We start from the raw sequence: 21,177 nt of genomic DNA, 5'->3' as shown, positions 1-21,177 counted from the left end.
CAGCCTGTTTTATGTCCGCCCGATGCCGGTTCGGCTTCTGGCCGGATGGAGCACTGGTGCCGCCCGGCGTAAATAACAGGTGCTATAGATTGGCGTATCTATGCCGGGAAGTGCCAGATGGAGGAGGGAGAATCCGGATGAAGGGAAATAAAAGAATGGACACGGCTGCCAAAATGGGCTTTCTGTTTGCTGCCCCGGCAGTGCTGTACATGCTTGTGTTCATCGGCTATCCGATGATACAGAATATAATACTGAGTTTTAAGAATGTGGATGTATATACATTTTCAGATGCCGCAAAACAGGAATTCGTGGGTTTGCGTAATTATGCGGAGCTGTTTACAGGAAAAAATTCCATTCTTTCCAAGGCAATCATGAATACCTTGATCTTTACGGTGGGTTCCATATTTTTCCAGTTCATCATTGGTTTTGGGCTGGCGCTGCTGTTCAATAAGAAGTTTCCCGGCTGTTCCTTTTTCCGGGGCGTGACCATGATATCCTGGCTCCTGCCCGTGACAGTGGCCGGACTCCTGTTCAAATTCATGTTTGCCAGCAGCGGCGGTATCATTAACCAGTTCCTTATGGGCCTTGGGCTTGTGAAGGAGCCCCTGGACTGGCTGCTAAAGCCCGGCCTTGCAATGGCAGCGGCAGTGGCGGCCAATATATGGATCGGCATACCTTTTAACATGATGCTCCTTATCACGGGGCTGACCACCATTCCAGGCGATATCTACGAGAGCGCCAGCCTGGATGGGGCAGGCAGGCTTCAGACCCTGTTCCTGATTACCATTCCCATGATTAAACCGGCCATCATGTCGGTCCTGACCCTTGGTTTTGTCTATACCTTTAAGGTGTTTGACCTTGTATGGGTCATGACAAAAGGCGGACCCGTGAATTCCACGGAGCTGGTTTCAACCTATGCGTACCGGCTGTCCTTTGAGGAATTCCAGTTCAGCCAGGGCGCCGCCGCGGCCAATGTGCTGTTTTTAATCCTGTTGGCGGTGGGCTGCTTCTATATCAAGACAATCAGTGATGACGAGGTGATGTGATATGAAGAAAGAGAGTAGGAGTAAACTGGTTTCATTCCTGGTGGGCGGTCTTGTGTTCCTGGTTTTCATCTTCCCGCTGTACTGGATGGTTGTCACTGCCCTTAAGACACAGGTAGAGATATTTTCCATCCCCACCCCGCTGTGGCCAGAGAACCTGACCTTTGATGCATTTGCCAAGCAGCTTTCCAGTTCAGGGGATACCTTAAGGGGATTTAAGAACAGCCTGATCATATCCTGCGGCGCAACCGTCATCGCAACCGTGCTTGCAATCCCGGCTGCCTATGGTCTTGCCAGGTTCCGGTTCGGGGCCAGGAGGGGACTGGTGCTGTTCTTCCTCATTACACAGATGCTTCCATCCACCCTGGTGCTGACCTCCCTTTACATCATGTTCTCTAAAATGCACCTGCTGAACACGTACTGGGCTCCCATCCTGGCGGATGCCACGCTGGGCATACCTTTCAGCATCATCATCCTGCGCACGTATTTTGTATCCATTCCAAAGGAACTGGATGAGGCTGCCAAGATTGACGGATGCGGCCATGTGTCGGCGTTCACAAAGATCATGCTGCCCATTGCCAAGCCCGGGATTGTGGTGGCTGCCGTGTTCTCCTTTGTATATGCCTGGGGCGATCTGATTTACGGGATTACCTTTATCACAAACCCCAACATGAGGCCGATTACATCCAGTATCTACAATTATGTGCAGCAGTACCAGACACTGTGGAATTCCACCATGGCATTCGGAATCATTGCCATTACCCCGGTGGTGCTGATATTCATTTTCATGCAGAAATATATTGTAAGCGGACTTACCAACGGCGCGGTGAAGGCGTGACGGAGGGGCAGGGACTAAAAAAGGAAAAGGAGTGGGACAATGAAGCTGCATCCGGTAGATTTAAAGAAAATACATATCAATGACGCGTTCTGGTCAAAACATGTCGCCCTTGTCAAGGAGGCGGTCATCCCTTATCAGTGGGATGCCATTAATGACAGGATAGAGGACGCCGAGCCAAGCCACAGCCTGATGAATTTCAAGATAGCGGCCGGCCTGTGTGAAGGGGATTTTTACGGGGCCGTGTTCCAGGACACGGATGTGGCCAAGTGGCTGGAGGCAGTGGGGTTTGTCCTTGCGGCAGGACCGGATGAGGAACTGGAGCGCACCGCGGACCAGGTCATTGACATCATCGCAAAGGCCCAGTGCCCGGACGGTTACCTGAATACCTATTTTACCATCAGGGAGCCGGAAAAGCGCTGGAGCGATTTGTGCGAGGGACATGAGCTTTATACGGCGGGCCATATGATGGAAGCGGCCGTGGCATATTATATGGGAACGGGCAAAAGGAAGTTCCTGGATGTGATGCTGCGGTTTGCGGACTTGATTTGTGATACCTTTGGGGCTGAAGACGGGAAAATCCATGGATATCCCGGCCACCAGGAGGTGGAAATCGGCCTGATTAAACTGTATCAGGTAACCGGGGAACAGAAGTACCTGGAGCAGGCAAAATATTTTATAGACGCCAGGGGCGTGGGGGAGAACTATTTCCTAAAGGAAATGGGCCGCCCGGGATTCCGGTACATTTTCCCGGAGTTCAAGGATTATGAGCCTTTGTATTCCCAGTCCCATCTGCCGGTCCGTGAACAGAAGACAGCAGAGGGCCACGCGGTGCGGGCCATGTACATGTACAGCGCCATGGCTGACCTGGCGGAGGCCTGCGGGGATGACTCCCTGATGGAGGCCTGCCGCACCTTATGGGACAATGTGACTGGGAAGCGCATGTATATCACGGGCAGCATCGGCTCATCCGGTATCCTGGAACGGTTCACAGCGGATTATGACCTGCCCAATGACTGCAATTATTCTGAATCCTGCGCCTCCATCGGCCTGGCCATGTTCGGCAGCCGCATGGGAAGCATCACCCGGGAGGCGAAATACTATGATGTGGTGGAGCGGGCCCTGTATAACACGGTGCTGGCAGGTATTGCCCTGGATGGAAAAAGCTTTTTCTATGTAAACCCCCTGGAGGTATGGCCGGATAACTGTCTGCCCCGCACATCAAAGGAGCATGTGAAACCAGTGCGGCAGAAATGGTTTGGCGTGGCCTGCTGTCCGCCAAATATTGCGCGGACCCTGGCCTCCATGGGGCAGTATATCTATGGCGTGGATGAGGAAAGCATTTATGTGAACCTGTTCATTGCCAATGAAACCACGGTGGAACTGGGCGGCAGGGAAGTGTCTGTTTCCGTGGAAACCAGGTTCCCGTGGAAGATGGGGGCTGATATCACCCTAAGGGGAGTGCCTGAAACAGGCATGAAGCTGGCCGTGAGGATGCCGGATTATGCCAGGGGTTTCGCGGTGAAATGCGGGAGGGAAACAGATGCGGCCGGGACAGACGGTCCGGCCGCGGAACGCGGTAAGGATATTTCCTTTGACCGGGAAAAGGGATATGCCCTTATCCGCCTGACAGGAGATACCTGTCTGCATGTGACCTGGGAGGCGCCGGCTGAATTCGTGCACAGCAATCCACTGGTCCGGGCCGACAGCGGCAAAGTGGCCCTTGTCCGCGGTCCTGTTGTATACTGTCTGGAGGAGGCTGACAACGGCTCCAACCTGGCAGCGGTCTATGTGGATTCCGGTGCCCTGGTTGAGGAGGAAGGGCAGGACCTGTTTGGAGGCATCATCGGGCTGTCCTTTGCCGGAAAGAGGATATCGGGCCGCGGATGGGGGGAGGATGAGCTCTACGGCCTGCACCCGGTCACATGGGAGGACGTGAAGCTGAAGGCGGTTCCCTATGCATTCTGGAACAACCGGGGAGCGGGGGAGATGGTTGTATGGATGAAGGAACTATATAAAATGTGAACGCAGCCGTTCAGGCGGCAGGAGGATGAGCCGTCTGAACGGCTGCGTATTGTATTTTTTAGCAGGACAAACACCTTGACTTCTGTTTCCAACCATAATAAAATAAAGAATGGATGATTTTGGGCGTACTTCCAAGGTACGTCCTATTTTACACAATGGAAAACGGAGGACGGACATTTGTCAAAGATAGATAGCCAGCTGGCAGAAGAGATAAAAAAGCGGAGGACATTTGCAATCATATCCCACCCCGACGCAGGTAAGACCACACTGACTGAGAAGTTCCTGCTGTACGGAGGTGCCATCAACCTGGCCGGTACGGTGAAGGGGCGCAAGGCGGCCAAGCACGCGGTATCGGACTGGATGGAGATAGAGAAGGAAAGGGGTATTTCCGTTACCTCTTCCGCCATGCAGTTTAATTATGAGGGATTCTGCATCAACATCCTGGACACGCCGGGGCATCAGGATTTCTCAGAGGACACATACCGTACCCTGATGGCAGCCGACTCAGCCGTCATGGTCATTGACGGTTCCAAGGGTGTGGAGGCCCAGACCATTAAGCTCTTTAAGGTCTGTGTCATGCGCCATATCCCCATCTTTACATTCATCAACAAATTTGACCGTGAGGCAAGGGACCCGTATGAACTGATGGATGAGATTGAGAATGTCCTGGGAATCCGCACCTGTCCGGTCAACTGGCCCATTGGATGCGGCAAGAACTTTAAGGGCGTATATGACCGTTTCAGCAGGAAGATAACCACCTTTACGGCTGCCATGGGCGGCGCCAAGGAGGTTGCAAGCCAGGAATACGGGCTGGATGATGGGAACCTGGAGGATATCATCGGTTTTTCCTACCACCAGCAGCTGATGGATGATATTGAATTGCTGGACGGCGCCAGCGACGAGATGGATATGGACCGGGTACAGCGGGGTGACCTTTCTCCTGTATTCTTTGGCTCTGCTTTGACAAACTTCGGCGTGGAGACATTCCTGGAGCATTTCCTTAAGATGACCACCCCGCCTCTGTCCAGAAGGACGTTAGATGGGGAAATCGACCCATTCCGCCCGGATTTCTCTGCATTTGTGTTTAAAATCCAGGCCAATATGAACAAGGCCCACAGGGACAGGATTGCGTTCATGCGTATCTGCTCCGGCAGGTTTGAGGCAGGAATGGAGGTCAACCATGTCCAGGGCGGCAAGAAAATCCGCCTGACCCAGCCCCAGCAGCTGATGGCCCAGGACCGCAAAATCGTGGAGGAGGCCTATGCAGGGGATATCATCGGTGTGTTTGACCCGGGCATCTTTTCCATCGGCGACACGCTGTGCAGTTCCAGTGAGAAGTTTGAGTTTGAGGGTATACCCACGTTTGCGCCGGAGCATTTTGCAAGGGTGCGCCAGGTAGATACCATGAAGCGCAAGCAGTTCATCAAGGGCGTGAACCAGATTGCCCAGGAGGGCGCCATCCAGATATTCCAGGAATTCAATTCCGGTATGGAGGAAATCATTGTGGGCGTGGTGGGCGTGCTGCAGTTTGAGGTGCTGACCTACCGCCTCCAGAATGAGTATAATGTGGAGGTCATACTGGAGAAGCTTCCATTTGAGCATATCCGATGGGTAGAGAACCCGGGCGAGGTGGATGTGGCAAGAATCCAGGGAACCTCTGACATGAAGCGCATCAAGGATTTAAAGGACAACCCGCTGCTGCTGTTCATCAACAGCTGGAGCGTGGGCATGGTGCTGGACCGCAACCCGGGTCTAAAGCTCAGCGAATTTGGCAAAGCGTAATACATGCGCGTTTCATCATCAGCATGTGATTGATCATGAAGAATCCCGGTTTGTCATGCCGGGGAAAGCAGGAGGTATCTGACATGAGTAAGATTGATGTTGTAAGGGCCGCCATGGTAGAAGCCATGAAGGCCAAGGATAAGGCAAGGAAGGATTCCCTTTCCATGCTGCTGTCAGCACTGAAGAATGCCGAGATAGATAAAAGGGAGCCCCTCACAGAGGCAGAAGAAAATTCAATCGTGAAAAAGGAAATCAAACAGACCCAGGAAACCTACGACCTGGCTCCGGCTGACCGTGAGGATATCCGGGGAGAGGCGGCCGCCCGCCTGGCTGTGTACAGGGAATTTGCACCGGCTGACATGAGCGTGGAGCAGATTACGGAGATAATCCGGTCCGTGCTGGATGAGCTGGGCCTGGCCCAACCCACGGCCAAGGATAAGGGCGCCATCATGAAGGTGCTGATGCCTAAGGTAAAGGGAAAGGCCGACGGCAAGGTGGTCAATGAGACGCTGGCCTCCATGCTTAAGTAGGGATATTAAGGAGCAGCAGCCAGTCCATGATTTGTAAAATATAATAGCGCGGGGACGCCTTCGCGGATGGAGGAGATTTGATATGGAATACAGAAAAGAAATTGAAGGATTCATAGATGCCCACAAGGATGAAATGATTGAGGACATCTGTACCCTCTGCAGGATTAACAGCGAGAAGAAGCCTTATGTGGAGGGAAAGCCTTATGGGGAGGGCGCCTTTGAGGCCCTTCAGGCAGCGCTTGCCATGGCCGAGGGATATGGATTTACCATCAACAATTATGACAATTATGTGGGAACCGCTGACCTGAATGACAAGGAAAGGCATCTGGACATCCTGGCACATCTGGATGTGGTGCCTGCCGGGGAAGGCTGGGTGGAAACAGCTCCCTTTGAACCGGTGGTAAAGGACGGCATGCTTTATGGACGCGGCACCGCGGATGACAAGGGACCGGCTGTTGCGGCGCTCTACGCAATGAGGGCTGTTAAGGAGCTGGGAATCCCGCTGTCAAAGAACGTGCGCCTGATTCTTGGTACGGACGAGGAGTGCGGAAGTTCTGATATTGAGTATTATTACGGCAGGGAGAAGGAAGCGCCCATGACATTTTCACCGGACGCGGAGTTCCCTGTGATTAACATTGAGAAAGGCCGTCTGGAGGGACATTTTAACGCATCCTTCAAGGCGTCTGAGGCAGTGCCCAGGCTTGTGAAGGTGGAAGCGGGAATCAAGGCCAACGTGGTTCCGGGCAAAGCAAAGGCAGTGGTAGAGGGTGTGGACCTTGGGACACTGGAAGGGACTGCCAGGGAAGTGGAGGCAGAGACCGGCGTTTCCTTTGGCTTTGAGGGCAATTTCCCTGTAATCCAGATTACGGCCCAGGGCGGCGGCGCCCATGCATCCACACCTCAGGAGGGCAGGAATGCCCTGACCGCACTGCTGTCATACCTGACCCGCCTGCCGCTGGCCAAGTGCCCGCAGATGGACGCCGTGGGTGCGCTTGTGGAACTGTTCCCTCACGGAGATACCTGCGGAAAGGCTGCCGGCATTGCCATGGAGGATGAACTGTCCGGAGCCCTGACCCTGGCGTTCAGCATGCTGACCGTTTCCTCAGACAGCCTGGAGGGCGTGTTTGACAGCCGCTGCCCCATCTGTTCCAATGAGGACAATGTACTGAAGGAAGTCAAGAAGAACATGGCTGCCAAAGGCCTGACCCTGGAAAATGAAACCATGGTCCCGCCCCACCATGTGGACGGGGATTCCCATTTTGTGAAGACACTTCTGGAGGTGTATGAAGCGTATACCGGTCTTAAGGGCAGCTGTGAATCCACCGGAGGCGGCACATATGTACATCACCTTAAGAACGGCGTGGCATTTGGCGCAGCCCTTCCTGGAACCGATAACCATATGCATGGCGCAGATGAGTTCGCGGTGGTGGATGAGCTGCTGGTAAGCGCCAAGATATTTGCCCAGGCCATTGTGGAGCTGTGCAGCTAGACCTGCTGTATTGCAGGAATCAGAAATACGGAAATATATGCATGATCAACACACCCCTGCTGACTGGAGCCAATGACCGGAATGATATGGAAATGCGGTAAAGATGGAAAGGAGAAATCAGTATGGGCGGTTTGACCGGATTACAGGGACAGCCCGTAAAAGGTATGGACAGCAGCCTTTCACGGCTGTCCCATTTATATGGTGTACAGGAAAAAGATATACAGGAAGCAGAGATACACAGGCAGGATGCCCATGGTACGGATGCCTGCGCCCCGGCCGCAAGGACATACAGCCCGGATGCCTGCGTCCCGGCTGCAAGGACGTGCAGCCCGGATGCCTGCGCCCCGGACACACAGACGGAACTGCCGGAAAACAGCAATCATGTCCGTCTTGACCGGGTCCAGTGGTCCGGCAGTGCAGGACAGCCGGACCTTAAAGCCCATGCCCTGCGGCTGATTGAAGAATTAAAGCAGCGTTACCCCGGAATCACCATCTGGGCGGCGGAAGAAGAAGGGGACCGGGCCAATCTGGCAGCCGGTCTTGGGGAAGGGCTGCATCTGGTCATCAGCCGGGAATTCCTTGACCGGATGCAGGGCAGCCGGGACGGGTTTGACACATGTTCCAGGGTGCTGGCGCAGAAAGTCTCGGAACTGGCTGCAAAAGCAGGGAATGAAGCGTCCTGGGGAGCTGCCGGCCATGGGGCGGCCATGGGCGTGTTCCTGGGAAAGGATTACAGCTGGTCATGGGCGGCCGCGGCCAGGGAACATGACCAGTCTGCTGATAAGAGGCCCCTTGAGGATATGCTGGCAGCGGACCAGGCAAAGGTCGTGGGGGATATGATGGGAGGTTCCTCTGGCAATACCGGCGCTGTCCGGGTAATCTGCCGCAAATCATACAATGTGTCAGACCAGTACAGGAAGATGGCTTCCGCCCGCTCCAGCGGCCAGGTGCAGCAGGTCATGGGGGATATACAGCGCAACATCGTGCGTCTTAAGATGGCGTCCGTATATGGGGATGATGAGCAGAGGGTGAAAGCCAACCGGGCTGTCCGTTCCCTGCAGAAGCTGCTGGGAAGAGGCGGCAGGAAGGTCCGGCGGCTGAACCGGGAAAAGCTGAAGCAGTGCGCGAAAAAGAAGGCGCTGGAGCAGAACGAGGAAAAGAAGAGCCGCAAACTGGAGCTGGAATTAAAGCGGATGCGCTCGGCCAGAAAAGGAAGTGACCATGCCCTGGTAAAGGAAGGGATGGCGGATGAGGCATACATCCGCGGTTACCGCAGACACAGGGGAATCAGGGATGACTACGGGCCTGTTCCGATGGCAGGGGAAATAGGCGTTCCCGTGATGCCCGGGGGCATGGATGTCTGTGGGGCAGGTGAAACTGGCGGGGGAATCAATCCGGGAGATATTGTGGTTTCCGGCGAATCCACCTTTTAATGAATGCAGGGATACGGATGCGGCTGTGTCATATGGGACAGCAGGAAGAAACAGAAGGAGATTAAGACAATCATGAGAAAAATGAGGTTATTCCCGTTATTGATGGCTGCTGCCATTGCCATGTCTGCAGCTTCCGGCTGCAGCGCCGGGAACGGCGGCGGTACGGCGCAGGAAACCGGAACAAAAGCAGCATCCTTGCCTTCATCCGAAGCAGGAACAGAGGATGCCGGGGGAGATGGGGCCGGAGGCATGGATAAAGCCGGAAAAGCGGATGAACCGGAGGGCGCAGACAAAGCCGGAAAAGCAGATGAACCGGAAGACGCAGACAAAGCCGGAAAAGCAGATGAACCGGAAGACGCAGACAAATCCGGAAAAGCAGATGAACCGGAAGGCGCAGACAAATCCGGGGAGGAGGTTTACAGCAAAATACCGGACCCGGTTGCGGAGGACGGAAGCAAAATACTATTCGTGGGCAACAGCCATACATATACCAATGACCTTCCCGGAGTATTTTACCAAATGGCAGAGGCGGGCGGACACAAGGTGGACGTATATGACCTGACCGAAGGTTCTTATTCGCTTAAAATGTATTCCAATCCCGAGGACGGACTGGGAAGCGTGCTGACCGAAGCCCTTAAGGGTGAAAACTGGGATTTTGTTATATTACAGGAAAATACCAATGCCGCCATTGCCCTGAATGCAAAGAGGGATATGTATCCATATGCCCGGGAGCTGGATGGGATGATACAGAAAACAGGCGGACAGACCGTATTCCTCATGACCTGGGCGCCCAAGGATGGGGCCGGAGCCTTCAGCCATGAGATGGTACAGACCCAGCTGTCCCTGGGATACAGGACCATTGCAGAGGAGCTGGATGCCCTGCTGATTCCCGGCGGGGAAGTATTTGAGACAGCAAGGAAACAGGTGGAAAGCTTGGAACTGTGGGGGGAGGATGGTCAGCACCCGTCGGAGGAAGGCACATATCTGGCAGCGTGCTCGGCTTATGCGCTGCTGTTCCAGGAGTCGCCTGCGGGCAATTCCTTTGTAGGGGACCTGAGTGAAACAGTGGCAGGAAACCTGCAGGAAATTGCGGATGCTGTCATACTGGGAACAAAAAAGTCTTGACAAAAGCCGAGGAGTGATGTATCTTCTTAACTAAGACAAATCCTAGTTGATTAATAGAGAATAAGTACAGGAGGATCTTATGAATCAGTTCAAAGCCATGCAGATGAATATGGATATGATGAACGGCATGTACATGATGATGTGCTGTGTATCCGCATGGGCAAAAAACTGAATGTAAGTTTCATCTGTATGGATTGTGATTAATTGAGATTGAGTTGCATTGAGGGAAATGCTTCGAGGCCGCAAGTCCGTGCAGGGCGTGCGGCTTTTTTGGATTTCAGGCAGTACACGGGTCAGGATCCAGATGCACACAGGAAAGGAAATGAAATCATGGAAGAGAACAGAGAAAAGCCCATCATCCGGCTGGAAGGGCTGGGTAAGCAGTTCCAGACATCCGGCGGCCCGGTCACGGCGCTGGAGGATATCAACCTGGAGATACGCTATGGAGAGGTATTTGGAATCATCGGATTGTCCGGGGCCGGCAAAAGCACCCTTGTGCGCTGTATCAACTATCTGGAGGTGCCCACATCAGGCAAGGTAATATTCGAGGGAGAGAACCTGTCGGCCATGAAGGACAGGGAGAAGCGCCTGGCAAGACGTTCTATGGGAATGATATTCCAGCAGTTCAACCTCCTGGCCCAGAGGAATGTGCTTCAGAATGTGTGCTTTCCCCTGGAGATATCCGGGGTATCCAGAACAGAGGCCAGAAAACGGGCGGAAGAGCTGCTGAGGCTGGTTGGGCTTGAGGACAGGATGAAGGCATATCCGGCCCAGCTCTCAGGCGGACAGAAGCAGAGGGTGGCGATTGCACGGGCCATGGCCACCAACCCCAAAGTGCTTCTGTGTGATGAGGCAACCAGCGCCCTGGATCCCAATACCACCAAATCCATTCTGGGGCTCCTTAAGAAGATTAACCGGGAAATGGGAATCACGGTAATTGTCATAACCCATGAAATGGCTGTAATCGAAGCAATCTGCGACAGGGTGGCAATCATTGACCACAGCCATATCGCGGAGGTTGGAAAGGTGTCTGAGATATTCTCAGGACCCAAATCAGATATCGGCCGCCAGCTGATCCTGGGGGATGTGGGGGCCCAGGGAACCAGCTTCGGGCAGTCCCGTCAGATCCGCATCATCTTTGACGGAAGGGAATCCTCGGAACCGGTCATTGCCAACATGGTCCTGGCATGCAAGGTCCCGGTCAATATCATGCATGCGGATACCAGGGATATTGAAGGAAAAGCCATGGGCCAGATGATCATCCAGCTGCCGGAGGATGAGACGGATGCCGGAAGGATCTGCAACTATTTAAAAACAGCCCATGTGGCATATGAGGAGGTGCGCTAAGATGCAGTTTGATTCAACAACCATCAACATGCTCATAAAAGGAATTGGGGAAACATTCTATATGGTGCTGCTGTCCTCCGCCCTGTCCTATATCATCGGCATTCCTCTGGGAATCGCACTGGTCGTCACGGACAAGGACGGCATCAGCCCGGTTCCTGTATTCAACAGGGTCCTTGGCGTGGTAATCAACCTTCTGCGTTCCGTGCCATTCATCATCCTGCTGATCATGGTAATACCCATCACCAGACTGATTGTAGGCAAGATATATGGCTCCAACGCAACCGTTGTCCCACTGGTGATTTCAGCATCCCCCTACATTGCGCGGATGGTGGAGTCTTCCCTGAAGGAAGTGGATGCAGGCGTCATCGAGGCAGCCAAGTCCATGGGGGCGTCCACCTGGCAGATTATCGTGAAAGTCCTGCTGCCTGAGGCAAAGCCGTCCCTGCTGGTGGGAGCAGCTATTTCCGTGACAACAATCCTGGGATATTCTGCCATGGCAGGATTTACCGGAGGCGGCGGCCTGGGTGATATCGCCATACGTTACGGATACCACCGGTACCAGACGGATATGATGCTGGTGACCGTGGTGCTGCTGGTCATCATCGTACAGCTGATCCAGGAAATATTCATGCGGATGTCCAGGAGAAGCGACAAGAGGATCCGATAGGTTTTGAAGGAAGTCAATCCGCCGGAACAACCGTGTACTGCCGGTGCGGGATTTATCCGGCATTGGAAGGGAACACCAGCCGGCTGATGATAAAATGCCCGTAAAGGGTAAATAAGGGGACCGCCCCGAAACGAGGAGGAAAATATTATGAAGAAGAGAGTATTAGGCGCAGCTGTACTGGCTGCGGTGCTGGCAGCAGGAGCACTTACCGCCTGCTCAGGAAGTGCAAAGGAAACCACGGCAGCTGAGACAGCGGCGCAGACAGCAGCAGAAACAACAGCAGCTGACGCAGGCACGGAAACCACTGAGGCAGGTGCCAATGCAGAGGATACCACGGCTGCGGCAGATCCTCAGAAAATCATTGTGGGCGCAAGCCCTGCACCCCATGCGGAAATCCTGGATGCTGCCAAGGAAGTGCTGGCATCCAAAGGCTATGAGCTGGAAATCGTGGAATACACGGATTATGTACAGCCCAACAACGCCCTGGATACAGGCGACCTGGATGCAAACTATTTCCAGCATAAGCCATACCTGGATTCCTTCAATGCACAGAACGGAACCAAGTTAGTAAGCGCAGGGGCCATCCACTACGAGCCATTCGGCATTTATGGCGGAAAGGTGTCTTCCCTGGATGACCTTAAGGACAAGGCGGCCGTGCTGGTGCCAAATGATGTGAGCAATGAGGCAAGGGCGCTTCTGCTTCTGGAAGCCCAGGGATTAATCAAGCTGAAAGAGGGCGTTGGGCTGGAGGCAACCAGGAATGACATTGTGGAGAATCCGAAGAACCTGGATATCGTTGAGATGGAGGCGGCACAGCTTCCGCGTTCCCTTCCGGATGCAGACATTGCTGTCATCAACGGCAACTATGCAATCGAAGCAGGGCTGAAGGTAAGCGATGCCCTGGCAACCGAAGACTCCCAGTCCCTGGCAGCAACCACCTATGGAAACATCGTGGCTGTAAAAGAGGGAGAGGAAAACAGCGATGCCATCAAGGCACTGGTAGAGGCACTGACCAGCCCTGAGGTAAAGCAGTTCATGGAGCAGAGGTACGAGGGAGCGGTTGTTCCCCTGTTCTAAGCCAACCGTGACCGTCCGTTGTCCGTAAACCGTGGCAACCGTTCAGCCAGCGGGAAGATTGGTGCAACATGTAAGCGGCAATCCGCCAGGACAGACAGGTTCCTGGCGGATTGTATTTTTTTGTAAGTTATGATATACTCTTCACGTATGATTGGACCGGGTTGCACCGGCATAAGAAAGGGGACAATACATGGATCACGAACATGGTAACACCATCCGGTCAGGGGAAGACAGCGCCCCTGATTCAAATAGAACAGACAGAAACCAGGCATCCGGTGAACCGGTGGTCGTGGCGGAACAGCCGGCATGCCCCATGGATTCAGGCGCGGATGACAGCGGTAATGGGTGGAGCCAGCCAGGTCCCCGTGGATATGAGGAAGATGGGTGGAACCAGGCAGGCGCGATGAATCAGGGAAGGGACCAGTACGCTGGCCAGCCGGGACATGAGCCAGAGTACCGGACAGCGCCGCCTTCCTATTCAGGGCAGGCCGGAAACCAGCACTGCGGGCAGGGAAACGCTGGCCAGCCGCAGCGCCAATATGATAACCGCTATGATAACCAATATCAGAACCAATATCAGGGCCGGTATCAGGAGCAGGATCAGTACCAGACCCGGTACCAGACCAGCTATCAGGACCAGGCCGGCGGCCAGAATCAATATCAGAAGCAGTCTGAAGAAAAGAATGGTATGGCAATCACCTCACTGGTCATGGGAATCCTGTCCCTTGTTACATGCTGCTGCGGCTGGATTGCACTTGTGCTGGGGATTCTGGGCATCATATTTGCCATCCTGTCCAGGGGCGGGGACAGCATGTGCAGCCAGGCCAAGGCGGGATTAATCCTTTCCATCATAGGCGTTTCAATTGCAATCCTTGTAATCATTGCATATATCGGGCTGCAGATGTTATCCATCATTCCGGATACGTTTTAAACCGCCCTCCGATGGTGTATTACGAAAACCACCCCTAACCGGATCAGGGATTCTAATCCCCGCCATGGCTGCATATATAAGTAGTAAGAAGCAGCCGGAGGGATAGCTACGCGAATTTATGATCTCAAACAGAAAGAAGTTATTAATGTGAAGACCTGCAAACGTCTGGGGTTTGTGGGGGATGTGGATTTTGATATGGAGACTGGCTGCATGCTGGCCCTTATCGTACCCGGACCCGGATGTATCTGCGGTTTCCTGGGCAGGGAAAAGGAGTATATAATTCCCTTCTGTGATATCTGCCAGGTGGGGAATGATATCATTCTGGTGGATATAAAAGAAAAAGATGTGTCGGAAAATATAAAATGTTGAATCCCGCCGCCAGGCTCAGAACAATTGGATGCCTGGCGGCATTTGTGTGTACTCCCGGAGTCTCCCGGCACCTGTCCTTGCGGTTGATTTTCCGCCGGTCGTACATCTGTGTTAAACGGAGGAGTGGCCGGCAGGATTCATCCTGCCGGCCGGTTTGTGAGAAAAAGTTGTATGAAAAGCATTAGCTTTTTTACATGTTTAAGAATACATGGAAAATGTGATGATTTTATGTGGGAAATGTGAAAAAATGTGAAGTCCTTTGAAAACATATCAGACGAGTAAGAAATAGGCAGAGAAGTACGAAAATACGTTGTTTTATGCAAAGATAAATTTCATTAAAGAGATAAACAATTTGTTAGGTAGTACCATAATAGGACACATAATGGTACCATCATTCGATTTTTTCTAGTTCGGTTCGAAACCAGTCCATGTCTAAATGGGTATAGACACGGTCCGTAAGGTCGGTGACGGCATGGCCCATTATTTTTTTCCGGGCATAGTCATTCATATTATAAAATTTGGCCTTAGTGGAAAAAGTGTGCCTTCCATCATGAGGTATATGGTTTTCGATTCCGTAGGTCGGAAAGTCACGGAGTATGGCATGCCGAAAGGAGTTATTAGAATATGTATATGCTCCATGGAATTTCTCAGTCCGGCCAAACAGGATATCGCGTCCAGTCGTAATAGCTTCCTTGTAATATCGCTCGACAATAGGGTATACCTTAGAATGGATAGGTATGGTGCGGTTTTTTCCACTTCTTGTTTTAGAACCTCCCATCCAAGTCTTATTATCAATATCTAACGCATCAAGCTTTAAATTTAATATTTCCCCCGGACGCCACCCGGAATAACACTGGACGATTGTCATATCTACGAATAGGGAACCTACATGATTCCATAAAATATCCAACTCATCATCTGTGTATGGTATACCCTCCCTGGCATCATCGTTGGCGTAACTTGTTTCAAAGGTGCGGGAAGGGTTGGAGGTAACAATACCTAAAAACTGTGCATAGTCAAATAACATGTTAAATAAACTTTTAAGTTCACTCTTGATTATTGGAGTTGCGGGTACGGTTTTATTTTCCTGCCGTCCCTTCGTACCGATTTTGTAAGCATTAGCTATTAAATCTTTTATCTGAGCAGCTGTTATAAAGCGTACTTTGATATTATAAAGAGGTGTGCAATACAAAAATAGAGACTCATATTTTTTTCGTTGCTTATCACTATAGTTATTGTCATTTACATAATAGTCAACCCACTTATCAAACAGTTGCTTAAGCGTTAGGTCATTATTAAGGCTAAAAGGATTGTTATGATAAGTCATGACAGCAGCATAAGCATCAGACTTATCAACAAAAGATGCAAGGTAGTCATATTTATAATATGTCTTGCCATTTCCTTCGTTGAGGACCAGACGGGGATTAACAAAAGCTGCATATGGTTGCCTCCGGTTCCCACCACGGTATTTTACTGCTCCCCAACCATTTGGGAGCCGAAAGGTGGAAACGTTAGCTTTGCTGGATGGTCGTCCACGCTTGGTAGAAGATAGAGGCTGAATTGGAAAACCACAGTGGGGGCAGGAAGTGGCCTTATCACTTACCTTACCGGCACATTCAGGGCATTGAATAAGAGCCATATATACACATCCTTTCATTTATAAGCGCAAAAATAACACCCATTGCAGAAACAGGTGCCAGATGATATAATATGCATAGGTTGGGAAACCTGATATTATTCAGACACTGTACTGCAATAGTATCTATTAAGACCGTTCCTGTTGGCGCAGGGGCGGTTTTTGTTATTTATAATGAGTATACCCATATCTGATTCTATGGGAAGATATTATTGTTGGCGAATTTGATTTATTATTTCGTTTCTTTCTTCTTGCTGTTTGGAATCCAAACCTATAAAAGAAGTCATATCGTCCAACGTGCTTTCAATTGAGTTGATTTTAATACTAATATCATATACAGCATCTTGCAAATTACCGATTTGTTTTCTTGTGGTTTCTATATCTTCTTGAGTAGCATAATTAATATTCTCACCATCTATCAGCGTGAGGCTGGATATTTGTTGATGTAAAATAGAAACTTGCTTACTAAGAGTCACATTTGAGTATAAAAGAAATAATAAAACAAATAGTAATATAATCATTAATAGATATGATATTATGGGTTTTCTGACATTATCTTCTTCATAATCGCGTCTCATAAAATTCCTTTCATAAATATATGGAAAAAATTACCGGAACTTCCATTTTATATCAGTAATATAATTGTACATGCACCCAATCTTCCCACCAAAGGAAGGATTGATTGTATGGTTAAAATAAAAAGATACATACATTATATTGACAAAGAAGTATATGCACTATATTACAGACGGGAAAAAACACTAATCTATAATCTCGACTTTCAAGGCGTTACACATCTTATCATTATAGTATTCTAACCAAGGCTAGGGGATTGGGTGTTTTTATCCGACTTTATTTTCAGTATCTTCATCGGAAGAAAAAACAGCTTCCAGCCCTGCCACGGTCTTTGGAATAAACCTCTGAACTGAATCGTCAGATAGACCATTAAGAAAATAATTAATAGCATCGTGCCTTTTTTGGGGGTCAATACTAAAATATAATTTTAAAATCCGCAAATCCTGTTCATTCATACCTCTCTCTTTTGCAAATTGGTCAAGACTAAAAGTGCTTGGCTGAATAAACATTGGTTCAATGCCATCTAAAATCCATGCTTCGCTCACATTAAATTCCTTACACATTAAACGAATGAGAGATAGTTTTTGCTCTGGCCTTGCAAGAGCATTACGTTCTATGTTATTAATGACAGAACGGCTTACACCAAGGCGTTCGCCAAAAGCTTCTTGAGATAAATTCAGATGATTTTTTCTCAATTCTTTGATTCTTTCGTGCATTTCCATTGTTATCACCTACCTTTCAATATAAGTATAATTTGAGTATATAACAACAAAATGGCTTAGTCAAGTCAAAATAATACACTTTTTTCCATAAATGACTTGACAAAGCCAAAATAAAGATATAAAATGACTTTATCAAGTCAAAATAAAATGGAACGTGAATTTATCAACCCAGAAAGGAGGGAATAGAGTCTAACACCAAGGGATAACCCAAGAAAGGAGAACAAAGAATGGTAATCGAACCAAAACGTTACAAAGAGACTGTAGAGGAAATAGTGAACAGGAGAGCAGAAGAGGCCAAAGAACAAAAGATAATGCTGGAAAAGATTCATAATTCAAGGAAACTATTAACAGAATCATTACAGAGATATACAGACGGCTCCACGACATCTGATGACCTGTTGAAAGACTTAATCAAAGTATTAGATAAATACGGAATAAGAGATACAACAAGGCTGAGAGAGACCATGGAGTGTCTGTATATCCTGTTGACGGTTTAATCGTACTTCACAGAAAATTTGCCACAAACACCTTCAGCAGAGCGCTTATTTATTTCTGCATCAATTTCCAGAATCCGATTTTCCACATCAAAAATAAGTTCACTGATTTCTGGGGTAATAGCAGCGCCGCATGGGCAAGTGGAAAAATCGTGAATAGATTTTAAGTGATGTTTTTTTCCGCAAGCCGTACAAACCAATGTAACCATATGATATCCCTCCTTTTCTTTTGTACTCAGCCCTGGCGGGGGCCTGTAAGTACATTATAGGATGGGAGGGGAGAAAACACAAGAAGGAAGGAGGGAATCACATGTCATCAGATAATAAGAGTCAATCAGAGGTGTTGCTAAGTAGTGATTGTAAGCCGGAAGCCGAGGAAATGGCTCAGTTGCTTGCCGAAATCAACCCAGGAAATAAAAACAACCTTGAAATGTTTTTAAAGGCAGTTGATTTCATAGATACATGGAAGAAACCAGCTTGAGGAGGGGAGGTAGATGCATGCCAATAGGATAAGGACTGAAACTGCGGCAAAGATTATCGGAGTTACATCCCCTTTTGTAGTGGAAAAGATGCGTAGAGGGGAGTGGGACTTGGGAGAACTGAAAAGAGGATGTAGACGTGACACAGCATACATTTTTGCGAATAAGTTAGCTAAACACGTTGAAAGGAGTCTTGCAGAAATAGATGCTGCGGTAGAGGAAATAGAAGGGAAGGGATTAGAATGAAGGACCCACAATTTTGGAGGACAATGTACAAGGAAGCAGACAAGGAAGCAGAGTACTGGAAATGCTGGAGCAATGTGTATCTGTTCCTTCTGGTGATTGCCACACTGGTTATCATATATCTGATGGCAGGAAGGGGATAGGAATGAAGGACAGATACATTTGCGAATTTTGCAAAGGAAGATTGGATCCGGGAGAAAAGTGCGATTGCCAGAGACTCAAAGGACGGACATACACGAGGATTGAGGGGGCCGGATATAAGCCAGCATTAATCCGGCCAGTATCTGAGTATCACAATAAAAAACCGGCTGAATAGATAAGGCTATCCAGCCGGAGCACTGGGGAGGGTACCCCCAATGTACCTGTGCATCTTTAGTATAGAGGATGCAGCTGTAAAAATCAAGAAGATTTGGAGGCTGAAATGGAAAGTATAACAAAGAATCCGGTGCAAATGAAGGAAGTAGAAGCATTTAGGAAATCCCTCAAGAGAGGGGACAAGCTTATATACCTGGAAGAGGCACCCAGGGATGACGGGATAAAGGGCCGGGCCATCATTAAACGGGTGATGGAGGTCGACAAGGTACATAAATACACCATTGATTTGGTGTCAGGTAAGCTAAAGCGGAATGTAGCCATAAAAGTAGCTTACATATGCAATGTAAGAAGACATATGGCAGAATCCGATAGGAAAGCCAGAGAGGCCAGATGTAAGATGGTATCTGATATGGAAAGACGTGGTATGACTGTGGAGGAGATATCACAGCAGACAGGATACAGTAAGTGTGCGGTACGGAATATACAGAGGGCGAATGAGGATACAGTAAAAAAGCGGGATAAGCGTAATGCAGAAATCATACGCCTTCGAAAAGCAGGGAAAAAGGTAAAGGAGGTTGCAGAACAATTAGGATGCAGCCAGAACCTTGTGAGCGGAGTGTACAAGCGGTATATGGAAACGGAGAAGAAAGATGTTGGAAAATTATCGTAAATTATTTGATGCATATTTGAGGCTATGCAAAAGGGCGTATGACCCAGAGAAACCATATGAAAATCTGGATGAGTGTATCAAGCGGTGTAAGCATTCCGAGTGGAAACTGTACGGAATGGTGGAATTATTACATGAAGCTGGAATCATCACCAGTGAGCAGGAACTAATAGAATATGAAAGAATTACCAGAACATTCAGCACAGTCAGATTGTGCGGAGCCTATGAAGAAGATGGGGAGATAATGGCGATTGCAAGAAAAATGCCCATGCCAGAGGATCCGCATGAATTTTAGGGAGGAACCATGAAGATTATCAGCATCATAAATTTAAAGGGCGGTGTAGGAAAGACTATGACAGCCCTACAAATGGGGCATATCCTGCATCATAGGCACGGATACCGTGTGCTGTTGGTGGACAATGATAAGCAGGGCAATCTGAGCCGCGCAATGAGGGTATATGAAAGCGGGGGTAGATGTCAAACAGCGCGCCTCCTGACAGGGGAATCCATTGGGGCAATGAATATCTATACGGATACCCCAGGACTGGGAACAGTTAACGCCAACATGTCACTACTGACAGCTACATACCGCCTGGTATCAGGCCAGGGAAGCCATGTAGCACGTAGGTTTGACTGCCTCAAAAGCGCAAAAGCCGAGGACGGGGAACCATATGATTATGTGATTATAGACAATCCTCCTGACCTGGGGCTTAATGTCATCAATGCCCTAATGGTCACCGATGATGTGATAGTACCGACCAGGATAGACAAGTGGGCATTGGAGGGGATGGAAACCATCCAGGAACAGATTCAGGATATCAAGAGATATAACCGTAGGATATCCGCCCCAAAAGTACTCGTGACCATGTATAAAAATGATGAAGTCAACACAGCAGGCGTGGAGTGGCTTGAAGAACGGGGATATGGGATGTTTGATGCCAGGATAAGATATAGCAGTAAGGTGGCTGAAAGTACCCTATTTGGGTTGAATCTGGAGGAATACAGCCCAAGAAGCGCGGCAGAGGTAAGCTACAGGAAATTTGTTAAAGAATATTTGGGGGAGAAAGAAAAATGAAAGGAATAGTCACGGAATACAACGATTATTGTCTGTTCTGCGGAAAGCCAACGGAAGCCAATCATCACCTGATATACGGAAAAGGAAACAGGACACTGGCAGAAAAGGATGGAATCAAGATACCTTGCTGCAATGATTGCCATAACATGGGGGACATCCTGAACCGTATCCATGGTAACCCAATGGCAGAAGCCATGTCCAAGATGATGGGGCAGCTGGCCTGGGAAAAGAAGGCCATTGCAAAAGGAATGAAAGAAGATGAAGCAAGGGAAGCTTTCCGGGCGAGATACGGTGAAAGCTATCTATAGGAGGCAGAA

The 21,177-nt window shown here is 49.7% G+C and carries 24 protein-coding genes; 20 read left to right on the top strand and 4 right to left on the bottom strand.

Annotated elements, in window-relative coordinates; all coding sequences use genetic code 11:
- Positions 1 to 137: 137 nt before the first annotated feature.
- The 13 genes from DWX59_RS16900 to DWX59_RS16840 all read left to right on the top strand — a co-directional run bounded on the left by DWX59_RS16900 (position 138) and on the right by DWX59_RS16840 (position 14,653).
- Complete coding sequence (locus DWX59_RS16900) at positions 138 to 1,046, top strand: carbohydrate ABC transporter permease (RefSeq protein ID WP_117560393.1); 909 nt, start codon at positions 138 to 140, stop codon at positions 1,044 to 1,046.
- A gap of 1 nt (position 1,047) precedes the next feature.
- Positions 1,048 to 1,881, top strand: a complete 834-nt coding sequence (locus DWX59_RS16895) for a carbohydrate ABC transporter permease (RefSeq protein WP_117560392.1) — start codon at positions 1,048 to 1,050, stop codon at positions 1,879 to 1,881.
- A 39-nt stretch (positions 1,882 to 1,920) separates the two neighbouring features.
- Positions 1,921 to 3,903: a glycoside hydrolase family 127 protein gene (locus tag DWX59_RS16890; protein ID WP_117560391.1), complete on the top strand. Its 1,983-nt coding sequence runs from the start codon at positions 1,921 to 1,923 to the stop codon at positions 3,901 to 3,903.
- A 177-nt stretch (positions 3,904 to 4,080) separates the two neighbouring features.
- Entirely contained in the window at positions 4,081 to 5,685 is a 1,605-nt protein-coding gene (locus DWX59_RS16885) for a peptide chain release factor 3 (protein WP_117560390.1), read from the top strand.
- An 83-nt stretch (positions 5,686 to 5,768) separates the two neighbouring features.
- On the top strand, positions 5,769 to 6,215 hold the full coding sequence (locus DWX59_RS16880; protein ID WP_117560389.1) for a GatB/YqeY domain-containing protein: 447 nt from the start codon (positions 5,769 to 5,771) through the stop codon (positions 6,213 to 6,215).
- 82 nt (positions 6,216 to 6,297) lie between these two features.
- Positions 6,298 to 7,704, top strand: a complete 1,407-nt coding sequence (gene pepV, locus DWX59_RS16875) for a dipeptidase PepV (RefSeq protein WP_117560388.1) — start codon at positions 6,298 to 6,300, stop codon at positions 7,702 to 7,704.
- A 122-nt stretch (positions 7,705 to 7,826) separates the two neighbouring features.
- Positions 7,827 to 9,137, top strand: a complete 1,311-nt coding sequence (locus tag DWX59_RS16870; RefSeq protein ID WP_117560387.1) for a hypothetical protein — start codon at positions 7,827 to 7,829, stop codon at positions 9,135 to 9,137.
- A 72-nt stretch (positions 9,138 to 9,209) separates the two neighbouring features.
- Positions 9,210 to 10,262 carry a DUF4886 domain-containing protein gene (locus DWX59_RS16865; protein WP_227116209.1) on the top strand — a complete coding sequence of 351 codons (1,053 nt, stop codon included), beginning with the start codon at positions 9,210 to 9,212 and terminating at the stop codon, positions 10,260 to 10,262.
- A gap of 330 nt (positions 10,263 to 10,592) precedes the next feature.
- Positions 10,593 to 11,609, top strand: coding sequence for a methionine ABC transporter ATP-binding protein (locus DWX59_RS16860; protein ID WP_117560385.1), 1,017 nt, complete (start codon positions 10,593 to 10,595; stop codon positions 11,607 to 11,609).
- A gap of 1 nt (position 11,610) precedes the next feature.
- Positions 11,611 to 12,276, top strand: a complete 666-nt coding sequence (locus tag DWX59_RS16855) for a methionine ABC transporter permease (RefSeq protein ID WP_117560384.1) — start codon at positions 11,611 to 11,613, stop codon at positions 12,274 to 12,276.
- A 147-nt stretch (positions 12,277 to 12,423) separates the two neighbouring features.
- Positions 12,424 to 13,353, top strand: a complete 930-nt coding sequence (locus tag DWX59_RS16850; protein ID WP_117560383.1) for a MetQ/NlpA family ABC transporter substrate-binding protein — start codon at positions 12,424 to 12,426, stop codon at positions 13,351 to 13,353.
- 190 nt (positions 13,354 to 13,543) lie between these two features.
- Entirely contained in the window at positions 13,544 to 14,284 is a 741-nt protein-coding gene (locus DWX59_RS16845; protein ID WP_117560382.1) for a DUF4190 domain-containing protein, read from the top strand.
- A 102-nt stretch (positions 14,285 to 14,386) separates the two neighbouring features.
- The gene (locus DWX59_RS16840; protein ID WP_117560381.1) at positions 14,387 to 14,653 is read left to right on the top strand and encodes a YlmC/YmxH family sporulation protein; all 267 of its coding nucleotides are present in this window, start codon (positions 14,387 to 14,389) and stop codon (positions 14,651 to 14,653) included.
- Positions 14,654 to 15,044: 391 nt separating this feature from the next.
- Here DWX59_RS16840 and DWX59_RS16835 read toward each other — a convergent pair whose 3' ends face one another.
- The 3 genes from DWX59_RS16835 to DWX59_RS16825 form a co-directional block, all read right to left on the bottom strand.
- Positions 15,045 to 16,292 carry a site-specific integrase gene (locus DWX59_RS16835; protein WP_166460250.1) on the bottom strand — a complete coding sequence of 416 codons (1,248 nt, stop codon included), beginning with the start codon at positions 16,290 to 16,292 and terminating at the stop codon, positions 15,045 to 15,047.
- Positions 16,293 to 16,498: 206 nt separating this feature from the next.
- Positions 16,499 to 16,867: a hypothetical protein gene (locus DWX59_RS16830; protein ID WP_117560379.1), complete on the bottom strand. Its 369-nt coding sequence runs from the start codon at positions 16,865 to 16,867 to the stop codon at positions 16,499 to 16,501.
- A 264-nt stretch (positions 16,868 to 17,131) separates the two neighbouring features.
- Complete coding sequence (locus DWX59_RS16825; RefSeq protein ID WP_117560378.1) at positions 17,132 to 17,587, bottom strand: helix-turn-helix domain-containing protein; 456 nt, start codon at positions 17,585 to 17,587, stop codon at positions 17,132 to 17,134.
- A gap of 227 nt (positions 17,588 to 17,814) precedes the next feature.
- Here DWX59_RS16825 and DWX59_RS16820 point away from each other — a divergent pair, with 227 nt between their 5' ends.
- Complete coding sequence (locus DWX59_RS16820; RefSeq protein ID WP_117560377.1) at positions 17,815 to 18,084, top strand: hypothetical protein; 270 nt, start codon at positions 17,815 to 17,817, stop codon at positions 18,082 to 18,084.
- On the opposite strand, the gene DWX59_RS16815 is transcribed toward DWX59_RS16820, so the two are convergent.
- On the bottom strand, positions 18,081 to 18,290 hold the full coding sequence (locus DWX59_RS16815; RefSeq protein ID WP_117560376.1) for a hypothetical protein: 210 nt from the start codon (positions 18,288 to 18,290) through the stop codon (positions 18,081 to 18,083). The two genes, DWX59_RS16820 and DWX59_RS16815, sit on opposite strands and share 4 nt — an antisense overlap.
- A gap of 101 nt (positions 18,291 to 18,391) precedes the next feature.
- On the opposite strand from DWX59_RS16815, the gene DWX59_RS28780 reads away from it, so the two are divergent.
- The 6 genes from DWX59_RS28780 to DWX59_RS16790 all read left to right on the top strand — a co-directional run bounded on the left by DWX59_RS28780 (position 18,392) and on the right by DWX59_RS16790 (position 21,168).
- Positions 18,392 to 18,562: a hypothetical protein gene (locus DWX59_RS28780; protein ID WP_166460249.1), complete on the top strand. Its 171-nt coding sequence runs from the start codon at positions 18,392 to 18,394 to the stop codon at positions 18,560 to 18,562.
- A gap of 13 nt (positions 18,563 to 18,575) precedes the next feature.
- The gene (locus DWX59_RS16810; RefSeq protein WP_117560375.1) at positions 18,576 to 18,806 is read left to right on the top strand and encodes a hypothetical protein; all 231 of its coding nucleotides are present in this window, start codon (positions 18,576 to 18,578) and stop codon (positions 18,804 to 18,806) included.
- 418 nt (positions 18,807 to 19,224) lie between these two features.
- Positions 19,225 to 19,788, top strand: coding sequence for a helix-turn-helix domain-containing protein (locus DWX59_RS16805; RefSeq protein ID WP_117560374.1), 564 nt, complete (start codon positions 19,225 to 19,227; stop codon positions 19,786 to 19,788).
- Positions 19,769 to 20,080, top strand: a complete 312-nt coding sequence (locus DWX59_RS16800) for a hypothetical protein (protein WP_117560373.1) — start codon at positions 19,769 to 19,771, stop codon at positions 20,078 to 20,080. The genes DWX59_RS16805 and DWX59_RS16800 overlap by 20 nt, the downstream gene beginning before the upstream one ends.
- A 9-nt stretch (positions 20,081 to 20,089) precedes the next feature.
- Entirely contained in the window at positions 20,090 to 20,860 is a 771-nt protein-coding gene (locus DWX59_RS16795) for a ParA family protein (protein WP_117560372.1), read from the top strand.
- Positions 20,857 to 21,168, top strand: coding sequence for a hypothetical protein (locus DWX59_RS16790; protein WP_117560371.1), 312 nt, complete (start codon positions 20,857 to 20,859; stop codon positions 21,166 to 21,168). Before DWX59_RS16795 ends, DWX59_RS16790 begins: the two co-directional genes overlap by 4 nt.
- The last annotated feature ends 9 nt before the right edge of the window (positions 21,169 to 21,177 follow it).

Source organism: Enterocloster aldenensis, assembly GCF_003434055.1.
GTDB lineage: Bacteria > Bacillota > Clostridia > Lachnospirales > Lachnospiraceae > Enterocloster > Enterocloster aldenensis.
Note: the sequence above shows the minus strand (reverse complement) of the source record. Positions and strands in the feature narration are given on the sequence as shown.

What these genes read in the sequence shown, in the direction of transcription:
- DWX59_RS16900 (WP_117560393.1), top strand. Translation starts at nt 138, where the DNA reads ATGAAGGGAAATAAAAGAATGGACACGGCTGCCAAAATGGGCTTTCTG.
- DWX59_RS16895 (WP_117560392.1), top strand. Translation starts at nt 1,048, where the DNA reads ATGAAGAAAGAGAGTAGGAGTAAACTGGTTTCATTCCTGGTGGGCGGT.
- DWX59_RS16890 (WP_117560391.1), top strand. Translation starts at nt 1,921, where the DNA reads ATGAAGCTGCATCCGGTAGATTTAAAGAAAATACATATCAATGACGCG.
- DWX59_RS16880 (WP_117560389.1), top strand. Translation starts at nt 5,769, where the DNA reads ATGAGTAAGATTGATGTTGTAAGGGCCGCCATGGTAGAAGCCATGAAG.
- pepV (WP_117560388.1), top strand. Translation starts at nt 6,298, where the DNA reads ATGGAATACAGAAAAGAAATTGAAGGATTCATAGATGCCCACAAGGAT.
- DWX59_RS16870 (WP_117560387.1), top strand. Translation starts at nt 7,827, where the DNA reads ATGGGCGGTTTGACCGGATTACAGGGACAGCCCGTAAAAGGTATGGAC.
- DWX59_RS16865 (WP_227116209.1), top strand. Translation starts at nt 9,210, where the DNA reads ATGAGAAAAATGAGGTTATTCCCGTTATTGATGGCTGCTGCCATTGCC.
- DWX59_RS16860 (WP_117560385.1), top strand. Translation starts at nt 10,593, where the DNA reads ATGGAAGAGAACAGAGAAAAGCCCATCATCCGGCTGGAAGGGCTGGGT.
- DWX59_RS16855 (WP_117560384.1), top strand. Translation starts at nt 11,611, where the DNA reads ATGCAGTTTGATTCAACAACCATCAACATGCTCATAAAAGGAATTGGG.
- DWX59_RS16850 (WP_117560383.1), top strand. Translation starts at nt 12,424, where the DNA reads ATGAAGAAGAGAGTATTAGGCGCAGCTGTACTGGCTGCGGTGCTGGCA.
- DWX59_RS16845 (WP_117560382.1), top strand. Translation starts at nt 13,544, where the DNA reads ATGGATCACGAACATGGTAACACCATCCGGTCAGGGGAAGACAGCGCC.
- DWX59_RS16835 (WP_166460250.1), bottom strand. Translation starts at nt 16,292, where the DNA reads ATGGCTCTTATTCAATGCCCTGAATGTGCCGGTAAGGTAAGTGATAAG.
- DWX59_RS16830 (WP_117560379.1), bottom strand. Translation starts at nt 16,867, where the DNA reads ATGAGACGCGATTATGAAGAAGATAATGTCAGAAAACCCATAATATCA.
- DWX59_RS16825 (WP_117560378.1), bottom strand. Translation starts at nt 17,587, where the DNA reads ATGGAAATGCACGAAAGAATCAAAGAATTGAGAAAAAATCATCTGAAT.
- DWX59_RS16820 (WP_117560377.1), top strand. Translation starts at nt 17,815, where the DNA reads ATGGTAATCGAACCAAAACGTTACAAAGAGACTGTAGAGGAAATAGTG.
- DWX59_RS16815 (WP_117560376.1), bottom strand. Translation starts at nt 18,290, where the DNA reads ATGGTTACATTGGTTTGTACGGCTTGCGGAAAAAAACATCACTTAAAA.
- DWX59_RS28780 (WP_166460249.1), top strand. Translation starts at nt 18,392, where the DNA reads ATGTCATCAGATAATAAGAGTCAATCAGAGGTGTTGCTAAGTAGTGAT.
- DWX59_RS16810 (WP_117560375.1), top strand. Translation starts at nt 18,576, where the DNA reads ATGCATGCCAATAGGATAAGGACTGAAACTGCGGCAAAGATTATCGGA.
- DWX59_RS16805 (WP_117560374.1), top strand. Translation starts at nt 19,225, where the DNA reads ATGGAAAGTATAACAAAGAATCCGGTGCAAATGAAGGAAGTAGAAGCA.
- DWX59_RS16800 (WP_117560373.1), top strand. Translation starts at nt 19,769, where the DNA reads ATGTTGGAAAATTATCGTAAATTATTTGATGCATATTTGAGGCTATGC.
- DWX59_RS16795 (WP_117560372.1), top strand. Translation starts at nt 20,090, where the DNA reads ATGAAGATTATCAGCATCATAAATTTAAAGGGCGGTGTAGGAAAGACT.
- DWX59_RS16790 (WP_117560371.1), top strand. Translation starts at nt 20,857, where the DNA reads ATGAAAGGAATAGTCACGGAATACAACGATTATTGTCTGTTCTGCGGA.